This is a genomic window from Rhodovulum sulfidophilum DSM 1374 (assembly GCF_001633165.1).
Classification (GTDB): domain Bacteria; phylum Pseudomonadota; class Alphaproteobacteria; order Rhodobacterales; family Rhodobacteraceae; genus Rhodovulum; species Rhodovulum sulfidophilum.
On record NZ_CP015418.1, the window covers coordinates 3,010,522 to 3,023,147 of the forward strand.

Annotated in this window: 9 protein-coding genes; 5 read left to right on the forward strand and 4 right to left on the reverse strand. The window is 68.1% G+C overall.

All coding sequences use genetic code 11. The annotated features are described in order from the left end of the window. The first annotated feature begins 71 nt into the window (after window positions 1-71). Complete coding sequence (locus A6W98_RS14095) at window positions 72-815, forward strand: helix-turn-helix transcriptional regulator (protein ID WP_052678061.1); 744 nt, start codon at window positions 72-74, stop codon at window positions 813-815. 308 nt (window positions 816-1,123) lie between these two features. On the opposite strand, the gene A6W98_RS14100 is transcribed toward A6W98_RS14095, so the two are convergent. After that, on the reverse strand, window positions 1,124-1,675 hold the full coding sequence (locus A6W98_RS14100) for an RSP_2648 family PIN domain-containing protein (protein ID WP_042462454.1): 552 nt from the start codon (window positions 1,673-1,675) through the stop codon (window positions 1,124-1,126). Then, window positions 1,672-2,868 carry an RSP_2647 family RNA methyltransferase gene (locus A6W98_RS14105; protein WP_042462456.1) on the reverse strand — a complete coding sequence of 399 codons (1,197 nt, stop codon included), beginning with the start codon at window positions 2,866-2,868 and terminating at the stop codon, window positions 1,672-1,674. Before A6W98_RS14105 ends, A6W98_RS14100 begins: the two co-directional genes overlap by 4 nt. Before the next feature lie 120 nt (window positions 2,869-2,988). On the opposite strand from A6W98_RS14105, the gene edd reads away from it, so the two are divergent. Further along, window positions 2,989-4,794 (forward strand): phosphogluconate dehydratase, encoded by a 1,806-nt coding sequence (gene edd, locus A6W98_RS14110; protein ID WP_042462458.1) that lies wholly within the window; start codon window positions 2,989-2,991, stop codon window positions 4,792-4,794. A gap of 60 nt (window positions 4,795-4,854) precedes the next feature. Continuing rightward, the gene (gene eda / locus A6W98_RS14115) at window positions 4,855-5,496 is read left to right on the forward strand and encodes a bifunctional 4-hydroxy-2-oxoglutarate aldolase/2-dehydro-3-deoxy-phosphogluconate aldolase (RefSeq protein ID WP_042462460.1); all 642 of its coding nucleotides are present in this window, start codon (window positions 4,855-4,857) and stop codon (window positions 5,494-5,496) included. 194 nt (window positions 5,497-5,690) lie between these two features. On the opposite strand, the gene ade is transcribed toward eda, so the two are convergent. Both ade and A6W98_RS14125 read right to left on the reverse strand, forming a co-directional pair. After that, window positions 5,691-7,388, reverse strand: a complete 1,698-nt coding sequence (gene ade / locus A6W98_RS14120) for an adenine deaminase (protein ID WP_042462462.1) — start codon at window positions 7,386-7,388, stop codon at window positions 5,691-5,693. A gap of 113 nt (window positions 7,389-7,501) precedes the next feature. Then, a complete protein-coding gene (locus A6W98_RS14125) occupies window positions 7,502-9,547 on the reverse strand; it encodes a hypothetical protein (protein WP_155734815.1) in 2,046 nt (681 codons plus the stop codon). 221 nt (window positions 9,548-9,768) lie between these two features. Between A6W98_RS14125 and A6W98_RS14130 the strand changes: the two genes are divergently transcribed. Both A6W98_RS14130 and A6W98_RS14135 read left to right on the forward strand, forming a co-directional pair. Further along, a complete protein-coding gene (locus A6W98_RS14130; protein ID WP_042462467.1) occupies window positions 9,769-10,860 on the forward strand; it encodes a substrate-binding periplasmic protein in 1,092 nt (363 codons plus the stop codon). Between the two features lie 150 nt (window positions 10,861-11,010). Next, window positions 11,011-12,615 carry an ABC transporter substrate-binding protein gene (locus tag A6W98_RS14135; RefSeq protein ID WP_247904408.1) on the forward strand — a complete coding sequence of 535 codons (1,605 nt, stop codon included), beginning with the start codon at window positions 11,011-11,013 and terminating at the stop codon, window positions 12,613-12,615. Window positions 12,616-12,626 lie beyond the last annotated feature (11 nt).

Genomic DNA, 12,626 nt, shown 5'->3' on the forward strand with positions numbered 1-12,626 from the left:
AGCGTTTTTCTTTGGTAATCCTTAATTCTTCCCCTGCTACCTCTGAGCCGTGTTGCCCGGAATTGAGCTTGATGAGTGTTGACACCCAATGCCTCGATTTCGTCGAAACTCTGCGCGCGCAAACCTCGTTCGATTCCCTCTGGCGGGTGTTCAACGACCACCTGCACAGTCACGGTGTGTCGCGTATCATCTATGCTCAGACACCGGCGGTCAGGTCGCGGACGATTTCGCAGGAGATGCTCTATCGCTCGACCTTTCCCGCCGACTTCACCCATCTTTATGCCGAAAAAGGGATGATCGACCACGACCCGCGCGCGCTTTACTGCGACTCCGGGGCCGAGGCGCCGCTATACTGGGCCCATCCCGACGCCCGTCTCGATACCGATCCCGCGAGCCGCGAGGTGCTGGATCTATGCGAGGATTTCGGGGTGAGTTTCGGCCTCACGCTGCCGCTCAAGGGGGCGTCGGCGCTGAACCGCAGCGGCGCGGGGCTGGCCTTCTCGGCGCGCAGTGGCGATGAGGCGGCCGATATCCTTGCCACCAGCGGAAGCGCGATTTGCGCGGCAACCCGGCTGTTTCATGCGCTTGCACAGACGCCGGCAATCGCCCCCGGCAGTGTCCGGCTGTCGCTGCGCGAACGCGAATGCCTGCTCTGGGCGGCAACCGGATTGCGCAACAAAGAAATCGCCTTCCGGCTGTCGATCTCGGAAAAGACCGTCGAGCATCACATGGCCTCGGCGATGACCAAGCTGCATGCCATGAACCGCACCCATGCCGTTGCGCGGGCCCTGATATTTGGCCTGATCGTTCCGTAGCCTCCCTCGCGCCCGGCCCTGCCGGACCTTGCCGGGCCGGGCATTGGGGAAAACCCCCGGTTTTTTCTGCGCTGCAGCAAGCGCATAATAGGCGAACCCAATTGGGGGGTGTGCGGCGGATCGGGACGGCCGGGCTCAGTGGGCTCCGCGCCCGAGTCACTCCGGGCGTGCAAATCGGGTCGGAATGGTCCGAGGTTCGATACGGGCACCGCACGGGAGAGCGATCTCCCTTCATTGCCATGGTCGTTGGGCCATGTCTGCGGGAGGCGACGGAGAGTGGCCGGCGCTTCCCGCAGTTTCCGGCCGCGTCAGCCCCGGGGCGTGTCCAGGGCCTTGCCCAGCCGCGGCAGCCGCGCCCGCTTGAGCAGCGCGCGCCGGTCCAGCGTCTCGGCCGCGATCCGCTCGGCCGCGTCATGCACCTCGGCGACCGTCGCCTCGACCGGCTCCGGATCGGCCAGCCACAGATCCATCAGAAGCGCGTCGGGCGCGGCACGGCGCAGCGCCTCCGCGGCCAGCAGATGACCGGGAAAGTCGCGCGCATTGAAGGTCAGCAGAAGATCGGCCCCGCCCGCGATGGCCGCGGACAGGACATGCACATCATTCGGATCGGGCAGCCAGAGCCGCGCCTCGAGCCCGGCCCGCGGCGCCACCTCCGCCCCCGGCCATGCCGCGCGCAGCAGCGCGATCTCGGCCCGCGCCTGCGCCTCGCCGGTCGGGCCGATCTTGCGCGCGGCCCGCGCCCATTCCTCGAGGATGCGCGCCGACCAGAGCGGGGTGAAGCCGCCCCGGCGCGCGACGCCCAGAAGGATCTCGCGCAGCACGGTCGGGTAAAGCACGCAGGCGTCCAGCAGGACCTTCATTCGGTCAGACGGAAGGCCAGCGCCTTCAGATAGCCCGACTCGGCCAGCTGCGGCAGCACCGGGTGATCGGGACCGGCAAAGCCGGTATAGACGATCGGCCCGCGTCGCCCGGCCTTGCCGATGCCGCGCGCGCTGGCCGCCCGGAATTTCGCCAGATCGGCGGCATGCGAACAGGAACAAAGGACCAGATAGCCGCCGGGCGCCACCAGCGTCGCCGCCAGCCGCGCCACCCGCTCATAGGCCCGGAGCCCCGCATCCAACGCCTTCTTCGAGGGGGCGAAGGCGGGCGGATCGCAGATCACCAGATCGAATTGCGCGCCTTCGGCATCCAGAGCCGCCAGCGTGTCGAAGGCATCGCCCTTCCGGGTCGCGAACCGTGCGTCGAGGCCCGAGGCCCGGGCGCCCGCCTCGGCCAGCGCCAGAGCGGGCTCGGAACCGTCGACCGCCAGCGCGCTTTCCGCCCCCGCCGCGAGTGCTGCCAGCGCGAAGCCGCCGACATGCGAAAAGACGTCGAGCACCCGCGCGCCCTGCGCCAGCCCCGCCGCGAAGGCATGGTTCGGCCGCTGATCGTAGAACAGCCCCGTCTTCTGCCCGCCGGTCAGATCGGCCATGTAGGTCGCGCCATTCATCGGCACCGGCACCGGGCCCTCAAGCGCGCCCGTCAGGACCAGCGTCTCCTCGGCCAGTCCCTCGAGCCCGCGCACCCGGCCCGAGCCGTTCTTGACCACGGTGCCGACGCCCGTGACCTGCCGCAGCGCCTCGACCAGCGCCTCCAGCCGAAGCTCGGCCCAGGCCGCGTTGGGCTGCACCACCGCCGTGTCGCCGAAACGGTCGATGACCACCCCCGGCAGCCCGTCGGCCTCGGCATGGACAAGCCGGTAGAAGGGCTGCTGGTAAAGCCGCTCGCGAAGGCGCGACGCCTGCCCGATCCGGGCGGCGAACCAGGCGCTATCGATCTCGGCCTCGGGATCGCGGTCGATCACCCGCGCCACGATCCGCGACAGCGGATTGACCGCGGCCAGGCCCAGCGGCCGTCGCTCGGTATCCTCCAGCACCGCCAGACTACCGGGCGCCAGCGCCCTGGTGCGCCGGTCCATGACCAGCTCGTCGGAATAAACCCATGGAAAACCATGCCGGATGGCGCGCGCTTCGGCCTTGGGCATGAGGCGGATCGTCGGATAATCGATGCTCATCGCTTCCCTCTAGGGCCTCGCGCGGGCGACGTGAAGCGGATTCGCAGCCCCCGCCGCCCCTTTCCCCGTTAGCGCTAACGCCCTATAAGTGGCACGAAAGCCCGCGACAGGAGACCCGTTATGCCGCTTCATCCAGTGCTGGAAGAGGTCACCCAAGCCATTGCCAGCCGCTCGGCCGAAACCCGCGCCGCCTATCTCGACCGGATCGGACGCGCCGCAGACCAGGGCCCGGCCCGCGCCCATCTGACCTGTGGCAACCAGGCCCATGCCTATGCCGCCTCGGGCGAGGCCAAGGACCGCCTGGCCGTGGGCCGCGCGCCCAATCTCGGGATCGTCACCGCCTATAATGACATGCTCTCGGCGCATCAGCCCTTCGAGCGCTTCCCGGCGCTGATCCGCGACGCCGCGCGCACGGCAGGGGCCACGGCCCAGGTCGCGGGCGGCGTGCCCGCCATGTGCGACGGCGTCACCCAGGGCCAGACCGGGATGGAGCTGTCGCTGTTCTCGCGCGACGTGATCGCACTGTCAGCCGGCGTCGCGCTCAGCCATAACTGCTTTGACGCGGCGCTCTTCATGGGCGTTTGCGACAAGATCGTGCCGGGCCTCGTGATCGCTGCGGCAAGCTTCGGCCATATCCCGGCGGTGTTCCTGCCCGCGGGGCCGATGACAAGCGGCCTGCCCAATGATGAGAAATCGAAGGTCCGCCAGAAATACGCCACCGGAGAGATCGGCCGGGACGAGCTGATGCAGGCCGAGATGGAAAGCTATCACGGCCCGGGCACCTGCACCTTCTACGGCACCGCCAATTCCAACCAGATGCTGATGGAGCTGATGGGGCTGCACCTGCCGGGCGCCAGTTTCGTCACCCCCAACACGGACCTGCGCGACGCGCTGACCGTCGCGGGCGCGCAACGGGCGCTGGAAATCACCGCCCTGGGCAACCGCTACACCCCCGCGGGCCGGGTTCTGGACGAACGCGCCTTCGCCAATGGCATCGTCGGGCTGATGGCGACGGGGGGCTCCACCAATCTCGTGCTGCACCTGCCCGCCATGGCGCGCGCCGCGGGCATCCTCCTCGACATCGAGGATTTCGCGCGCCTGTCGGAAATCACACCGCTGATGGCCCGCGTCTATCCCAACGGGCTGGCCGACGTGAACCATTTCCACGCCGCCGGGGGCTTGGGCTACATGATCGGCGAGTTGCTCGAGGCGGGCCTGCTGCATCCCGACACCCTGACCGTCGCGGGCGAGGGCCTCGCCCGCTACACGCAGGAACCGAAGCTCGTCGATGGCCGCCTGACCTGGAGCGAGGGCGCGGGCGAAAGCCTCAACGACAAGATCCTGCGCACCGCCGCCGATCCGTTCCAGAAGACGGGCGGGCTGCGCGCCCTCGACGGCAATCTCGGGCGCGGCATCATCAAGATCTCGGCCGTGGCCCCCGAGCGCCATGTGATCGAGGCCCCCGCGCGCATCTTCCAGGACCAGGAAGAGGTCAAGGCCGCGTTCCGGCGTGGCGAGTTCACCTCGGACACCATCGTCGTCGTCCGCTTCCAGGGGCCGCGCGCCAACGGGATGCCCGAACTCCACGCCCTGACCCCCACCCTTTCGGTGCTGCAGGATCGCGGCCTCAAGGTCGCGCTGGTCACCGACGGCCGGATGTCGGGCGCCTCCGGCAAGGTGCCCGCCGCGATCCATGTCTCGCCCGAGGCCGCCGATGGCGGCCCGCTCGCCCGGCTGCGCGACGGCGACGTGATCCGGCTCGACGCGCCCGCGGGCCGGCTCGAGGTGCGGACCGAAGGCGCCCTCGACCGCGCCCCCGTCACCCCCGACCTCTCGGCCAACGAGACCGGGCTGGGGCGCGAACTCTTCGCGGCCTTCCGCGCCAATGCGAAATCCGCAGCCGAAGGGGCGGGGATCGTTGTCTGACCCCTTCTTCTTGGCCTAAATACCCCTGCAACAGTGGATATCCGCGCGAAAGGACCGCCAATGACCCCCAATGCCGCCAGCGAGATCACCGAAGAGATCTGCCGCCGCGCCCCCATCATCCCGGTGCTGGTGATCGAGGATGCCGCACGCGCCCGGCCGCTGGCCGAGGCACTGATCGCGGGCGGCCTGCCGGTGCTCGAGGTCACGCTGCGCACGCCTGCCGCGCTCGACGCGATCCGCGAGATGGCGGGTGTCGAGGGTGGCGTGGTCGGCGCGGGCACGCTCCTGACCCCCGCCGATGTCGAGGCCGCGGCGGCGGCGGGCGCCACCTTCGGGGTCTCGCCCGGCGCCACGCCCGCGCTGCTCGATGCGGCACGCGCAGGCGACCTGCCGCTGCTGCCGGGCGCCGCGACCGCGACCGAGGCGATGATCCTGCTGGAACGCGGCTACACGGTGCAGAAATTCTTCCCCGCCGAAGCCGCGGGCGGGGCCCCAGCCCTGAAGGCGCTGGCAAGCCCGCTGCCGCAGATCCGCTTCTGCCCGACCGGGGGCGTCAGCCCGGCCAATGCCGCAAGCTACCTGAGCCTGCCCAACGTGATCTGCGCGGGCGGCTCCTGGATCGCGCCGAAGGACAAGGTCGCCGCCGGCGACTGGGACGCGATCACCGCGCTTGCCCGCGAGGCCGCCGCCCTGCCGCGCTGACAGGCTGCCGATACAACACCGTCACGGCGCGATTTTCGTCCATCTCATCGTCTCTTTTACGATTTGCCCGCGCAAGGAGAGTTCCCCGGAATGGGGGGCTCTGATCCCCGCGCGGGCAGGCCGGGACTTTGTCAGCACCCCGCCAAGGCCCGACAGGGACGCGGGCCCGGCCACAAGACCGAACTGGCGCGCCCCTAGCCGATGATCTCGAATTTCTCGACATCGACCAGCCCGCGGTCGGTGATCTTCAGCGCCGGGATCACCGGCAGCGCGATGAAGGCCAGCTGCAGGAACGGCTCTTCCAGCACCACGCCCAGCGATTTCGCCGCCGCGCGCAGATCCTTCAGCCGCGCCTCGACCGTCTCGAAGGTCTCGAGGCTCATCAGCCCCGCCACCGGCAGCGCCAGTTCGGCCAGCACCTTGCCGCCCTCGGCCACGACGAACCCGCCCTCGATCTCGGAAAGCCGGGTCGCGGCCAGCGCCATGTCGGCCTCGGACATGCCGACCGCGACGATATTGTGATGATCGTGGCAGACGGTCGAGGCGATGGCGCCCCGCTGCATCCCGAAGCCCCGCACGAAGCCGACCGCGACATTGCCGTTCTTGCCGTGCCGCTCGACCACCGCGACCTTGGCCAGATCGCGCTCCGGATCGGCGCGCTTCTCGCCGCCCTCCGGGGGCATGTCCTCGACCAGATGCTCGGTCAGGATCTTGCCCGGCAGGATCCCGATCACATGGGTCTCGGCCGCGTTCGAGGCCGCCCGGAAACTGGCCGCCGTGACCTTCGGCGCCGTCACCGAGCCCCGCCCGACCGGCGCCACCGCCTCGCGCGCCGCGAAAGCCGCGGCCGTGGCCGCCCGTCCGCCCGACAGCACAAGCTGCGCCCGGCACTCGGCCAGGTCCGCGACCGCCACGATATCGGCCCGTTTGCCCGGCGCGATCTGGCCGCGATCCTTCAGCCCGAAGGCTTCTGCCGCCGAGAGCGAGGCCGCGCGATAGGCCGCCAGCACCGGCGTGCCCTGGGCGATCATCCAGCGGATCATGTGATCCAGATGCCCCTCTTCGGCGATATCCAGCGGGTTCCGGTCGTCGGTGCACAGGCACATATAGGCCGAGCTCAGCTCGGTCAGCAGCGGGCGCAGCGCCGCCATGTCCTTCGAGACCGAGCCCTCGCGGATCAGCACCCGCATCCCCTTCTGCAGCTTCTCGCGGGCCTCGGCGGCCGTCGTCGCCTCATGCTCGGTGCGGATGCCAGCGGCGATATAGGCGTTCAGATCCCTGCCCGACAAAAGCGGCGCATGGCCGTCGACATGGCCGTCGCGAAATGCCTCGAGCTTGGCCAGAACGCCCGGCTCCTGCATCAGAACGCCCGGATAGTTCATCATCTCGGCCAGCCCGATGACTTGGCGGTGATCCCTGAGCGGCAGCAGATCCGCCGCCTCGATCCGCGCGCCCGCGGTCTCCATCCCGGTCGAGGGCACGCAGGAGGACAGGTTCACCCGGATATCCATCACCGTGCGGGTCGCGGCCTCGAGGAAATATTCGATACCCTCGACCCCGATCACATTGGCGATCTCATGCGGGTCGCAGATCGCCGTCGTCACGCCGCGCGGACAGACGCAGCGGTCGAATTCCAGGGGCGTCACCAGCGAGCTTTCGATATGCAGATGGGTGTCGATGAAGCCCGGCACCAGCGTCAGCCCCGAGACGTCGATGGTCTCGCGCCCGTCATACTCGGCGCCGATGCCGACGATGGTCTCGCCGCAGATCGCGACATCGCCAGGCACCGTCTCGCCGGTCACCACGTCGAGAACCTGCCCGCCCTTCAGCACCAGATCGGCCGGAACGAGCCCGCGCCCCTGACGGATCAGATCGGAAAGCGGCTGAACCATGGGGCGACTCCTTGCCTGGGACAGGGATGAAAGTCGCAAGCCGCAGCGGCGCATTCAACCGAGAAAACCGACGCAGCGATGGAAAGGAAAGGCCCTCGGCCGGGCGCGTCGCGCTAGGCCGGATAGGCGGGGCGAAGCGGCGTCAGGCGCGCGCCCTGCATGCGTCGGAGTTTGCCGCTCACCTTGGACGACGTCGCGAGCAGGATCGCCCCGATCAGCACCATGGTCAGCGCTGACGCCAGAAACAGCAGGTTCCAGAACCGGCCGGCATTGAAGGGGGTATCGCTCTCCGGATCAACCGACCCGATCCAGATCTCGGCCACCACCACGCCCACCGCCACCAGCAGCAGGAAAATCACGCTCTCCCAGATCCGGATCGCCGGACCCTCGGCCTGCGTATCGAAGGCGCGCATCGAGGTAATGCTGACCATGACGCCCCAGAGGGCAGACACCGGCGCATAGGCCAGAGCGCCGACATAGACATCGGGAAAAGCCGCGGAAAAGCCAAGCACATAGATCAGCGCCGCCACCCCGGGAACCAGGACCGACCAGATCATCACGAAGGAGATCAGATAGTCCAGCGGCCGCAGCGCGCCGGGCCGTCCGAAGCCGCCCTCGGTCTGGCGGCCATGTGCCAATGCGCTGCCGACATAGCAGCCCTGAAGCAGCGGCCAGCCGATGAAGAAGCCGCCGAGGATGAGCCAGAGCGGACGCTCGGTCGCGGCGATCTTCATGCCTCCCAGAAGCATCCTGACGCGTTGCAATAGCTCAGCCCCCTCCAGATTGGCCCCGGGTGCATGGGCGGAAGACTGGCCGCTCAGCAACGCGACCGCGCAGAAGAAGCACAGCCCCATGGGAACCGCCAGCACGATGCTGAGATTGACGTCATAGCCCATCCTGGCGCGCAGGCCGAGCGCACAGAAGAAGCGCTTGCCGCTGGCATAGGGCGCGGCAAGGCCGATGCAGATCGCAAAGCGCAAGGTCTCGCACCAGAGATCCTCGAGCCTCGCGCTCAGATCGCGCAGCCGTCCGCGCTGAACCTCGAGCCCCGTGACGCAAAGCGGCAAGAGCGCGCGCAGACTGGCGACCTGCTCCTGCAGCGCCTCGATGGCTTGCCCGGCGGCACCGTCGCCCTCGCCCTGCCATCCCATCGGCACCGGCTCGGCCTCGGCAATCCGCCGAAGCTCGTCCTCGAGAACCGGGATAACGTCGTCGAGCCGCGAGACCGGAAACGTCTCGATCCGATCCTGCTCGCAATCGAGCCCCGCGGCCTGCCCGAGCCGTCGGCGGAAGTCGGGCCGCTGCGCTTCGACCAGGTGGCACAGCAGCAGGTTCGTGACCTGCACCAGCTGCAGGTCGATCGCCAATGCCTCGTCCCGGATCGCCGCCAGCTTGTCGAGCAGCCGCTGGCGCAACGGCACATGTTCGGCCAGTCGCGCGGCGACCTCTTCGGGCAAGTCGCCCTGCGTCATCCGCCAGTGCATGAACTCGACCCGGGCCAGTCGCTCCAGACGCATCTGCGCCAGTTCGGCCTGTTCCGGATCGAGATCGATCCGATGGTAGGTCGGCAGATCATCGCGTTCGCGGAACTGCATCATGAACCGGTCGCCGAAATGGGACTCGACCGGAACGACGGCCTCGAACCTGGTGAATTCCTCGAACAGCTGCTCGGCCTGCCGCGGGATCAGCGCGTTGTTCTGGAACCGCTCGCGCAGCATCCTTTCCCAGTCCGAGGTATAGAAGGCCGCCGCGATGCCGACCGCCGCGGCCAGCGACCACTGCGTGCCCCCGCCCGGCGGCGCCGAGGGCAGCACCTTGTCGATCTGGCTGAGGAACGGATTGCCGGGCATCACCGGAAACAGCAGTGCCACCGCCTGATCCGCCAGCGTCGGAAAGAACACCACGACCAGAAACGCGCCCGCGATCACCGATCCGTAAAGCAGCGCCCAGGCGCAGAACCGGAACCGGGTCGTGAAATAGCGCGGCCCGTGCTCGGGAAAGCCCACCGGACCGCGGGCGCCGTTGGGCCAGCCGTTGAAGCGGCGAGCGAAAAGCCCCAGCACCAAAAGCGCCGCCAGAAGCGTGACCGCCCTGCGTTCGCCTTCGCCAGGCAGGCCGCCCCGGACGATCACATCGAATCCCACGGGCATCGCCCGCAACTGGGCCTCCAGATCCGCAAGACCGCCGGAATTTATAGATAAAGAAAATGCGACAGCAAAAACCAGCGACCAGAAAATCTTCACGAGCATCGGTCCGCCTCGAATAATAATTTCTCATTCCCCGTAAAATTGTTTACCATAATTCCAATTATTCAAGAAATACCTATTTGACGACGCGCCAAGAGATGCGCCGCACAGAACAATCCAGCCATGAGAGAGACATGATACGGAATTGTTTTATTGCGATATTCATTTTCACCGTCAGCGGGCAGCCCGGACCGGCCCAGAGCCGCGACAGAGCAGCGGATGGGGTCTGTTCCGCCACGATCCGGGTCGGGCTGCGCGAGGACGCACCTCCCTTTTCATTCCGAATCAACCCCGAGGCCCGGGCGCCCGATCTGTCTGCGACCTGCGGATACGAGGAAGAGGGACTGCTCGGCGGCTATGCCGGCTACACTGTCGGGCTTTGCCGGGATTATCTGCTCGATCTGCTCTCGCGCTGCCGCGGCGCAGGCCCCCAAGTGGAGGCGGTGCCGGTCGCGGTCGACAAACGTCATGACGCGCTTGCCGCCGAGGCTCCGCCTTTCGACATGCTTTGCGGTGCGACCACGGCCACCGTCACGCTGGCGGCCTCGGTCCCGCATTCGCCCTACACCTTCCTGACCAGCACCTCGGCGCTGGTGAATGCCCGCTTCGCCCAGGCCGAGGGCACGTCCTGCAGGGTCGGCGTCGTCAACGGCACGACATCCGCACCGGGCATGCAGGACCGCGTCCTCGACCCGCGGCGGATCGAGACCTGGCAGGAGTTCATTCGCCGCAACAAGAGCTGTTCGCTCGACGGGCTCGAGCGTGCCGTCGGCTTCGACAGCACGGCCGAGGCCATTCTGGCCCTGCGCGCCCCGGGACCGAAGGGCATCGACGTTCTGGTCGGCGACCATCACATCCTGGCCTGGTACTGGCAGCATCTGGACAAGCTGCCCCGGCGGATGGAACTGCCCGAGGCTATCGCGGCACGCTTCGAGGCGCTTGACGATAGCGAGACTGAAACGACCGCCTCCTCCCTCGCCAGGTTCAAGGACGAGCTGAGGCTGATCCCGGCGGCGATCTCGATCGAGCCCTATGCCGTGGTCGCGCCGCCCGGCAAGGCCGCGCTGATCGCCGATTTCAGCCGGTTCCTGACCGCGCGCCAACAGGACCGGAACGGCGAATATACCCGGCGCCTGCGCCAGTGCTTCGGACGTCAGATCGACCGCAGCTTCTGGTTTCTGATGGAATTCCAAAGCAAGGTGCGGGACGGCAACCCCCTGAAATAGCGGGCAGCTCCGCCACAGGCAGGGACCGCCCCTTGCGCCGGTGGCGCTGTCGCCATTCCGGTCCTCCCGTCCCGCGCGCTCTTGCACCCCGGGCCGGACGGTGCCAGCCTGCCGCCGGGCGGCGGCGCAATCGCCGGCTCAGATAAGGACATGGTTCCAATGCTTGCCACGATTTCCCGCCGCAGCCTCCTGACCGGCACCGCCGCCCTGCTTGGCTCAACGGCGCTGTGGGGGCGCGCGCATGCGGCCGGAGGCGGGCGCCTGATCGTCGCCGCCGACAGCGAGCCGCGCCAGCTCAACCCGGCCATCGTCGCCTCGAACGGGGTCTTCTTCATCACCTCGAAGGTGATCGAGCCGCTGGCCGAGGCCAGCTACGCGCCCGGCGGGCTGAGGCCGCTTCTGGCGACCGGCTGGGAGGGCTCGGAGGACGGGCACAGCGTTACCTTCACCCTGCGCGAGGGGGTTCTGTGGCATGACGGCACGCCCTTCAGCTCGGCCGATGTCGCCTTCTCGGCGATGGAGGTCTGGAAGCCCCTGCAGAATATCGGCCGCGCGCTTTTTGCCAATCTCGAGGCGGTCGAGACCCCCGACCCGCTGACCGCGGTCTTCCGCTTCTCGCAGCCGATGCCGCTGCAACTGATCGCCAATGCGCTGCCGGTGGTGTCCTCGGTACTGCCGAAACATCTCTACGCGGGCACGGACATCGCCACCAACCCGGCCAATGCGGCGCCGATCGGGACCGGCCCGTTCAGATGGGGCAAGCACCGCCCCGGCGAATATTACCTGCTGAGCAGAAATGACAGCTACTGGGGCGAGGGCCTTCCGCTGCTGGACGATATCGTGTTCCGGGTCTTGCCCGACCGCGCCGCGGCGGCCAGTTCGCTCGAGGCGGGCGAGGTCCATCTTGCGGCCTTCTCGGCGGTGCCGCTGTCCGATCTGGACCGGATCGGCCGGGTGCCGGGGCTCGAGGTCGTGACCAAGGGCTATGAGGCGCTGACCTACCAGCTGACTGTCGAGATCAACCACCGCACCGAGGCCCTGTCCAAGCTGAAGGTCCGGCAGGCCATCGCCCATGCCATCGACCGGGACTTCGTGCTGAAGACGATCTTCCTCGGCTATGCCGAAGCCGCCACCGGCCCGGTCCCGGCCAACGATCCCACCTTCTACACCCCCGATGTCGCCACCTACCCGTTCGACATCGAAACCGCCAAGGCGCTGCTGGACGAGGCGGGCTATCCCGAAGGTCCCGACGGCACCAGATTTGGCCTGCGGCTGCTGCCCGCGCCCTATTTCTCGGAGACGCGCCAGTTCGGCGACTACCTGCGCCAGGCGCTGGCCGCCATCGGCATCGACGCCCGGATCGTGCCCCATGACGCGGCGGGCCATATCCGGGCGGTCTATACCGATCACGCCTTCGATCTGGCCATCGCGCCCACCGTCTTCCGCGCCGATCCGGCGATCTCGACCACCATCCTTCTGCGCTCGGGCATGCCGCCGGGCGTGCCCTTCTCCAATCAGGGCGGCTATGCCGATCCCGAACTCGACGCGGTGATCGACGAGGCGCTGGTGACGCTCGACCCCGCCGCCCGGGTGGCGCTGTACAAAAAGCTCCAGCGGATGGTCGCGGCCGATCTGCCGATCATCAACGTCGCCGACTGGAGCTTCACCTCGGTGGTTTCGGACAAGGTGACCGGCGTCGCCACCAATCCGCGCTGGGTGGTGTCGAACTGGGCGGATACCGGCCTGTCGCAATGAGCGCCGGAACG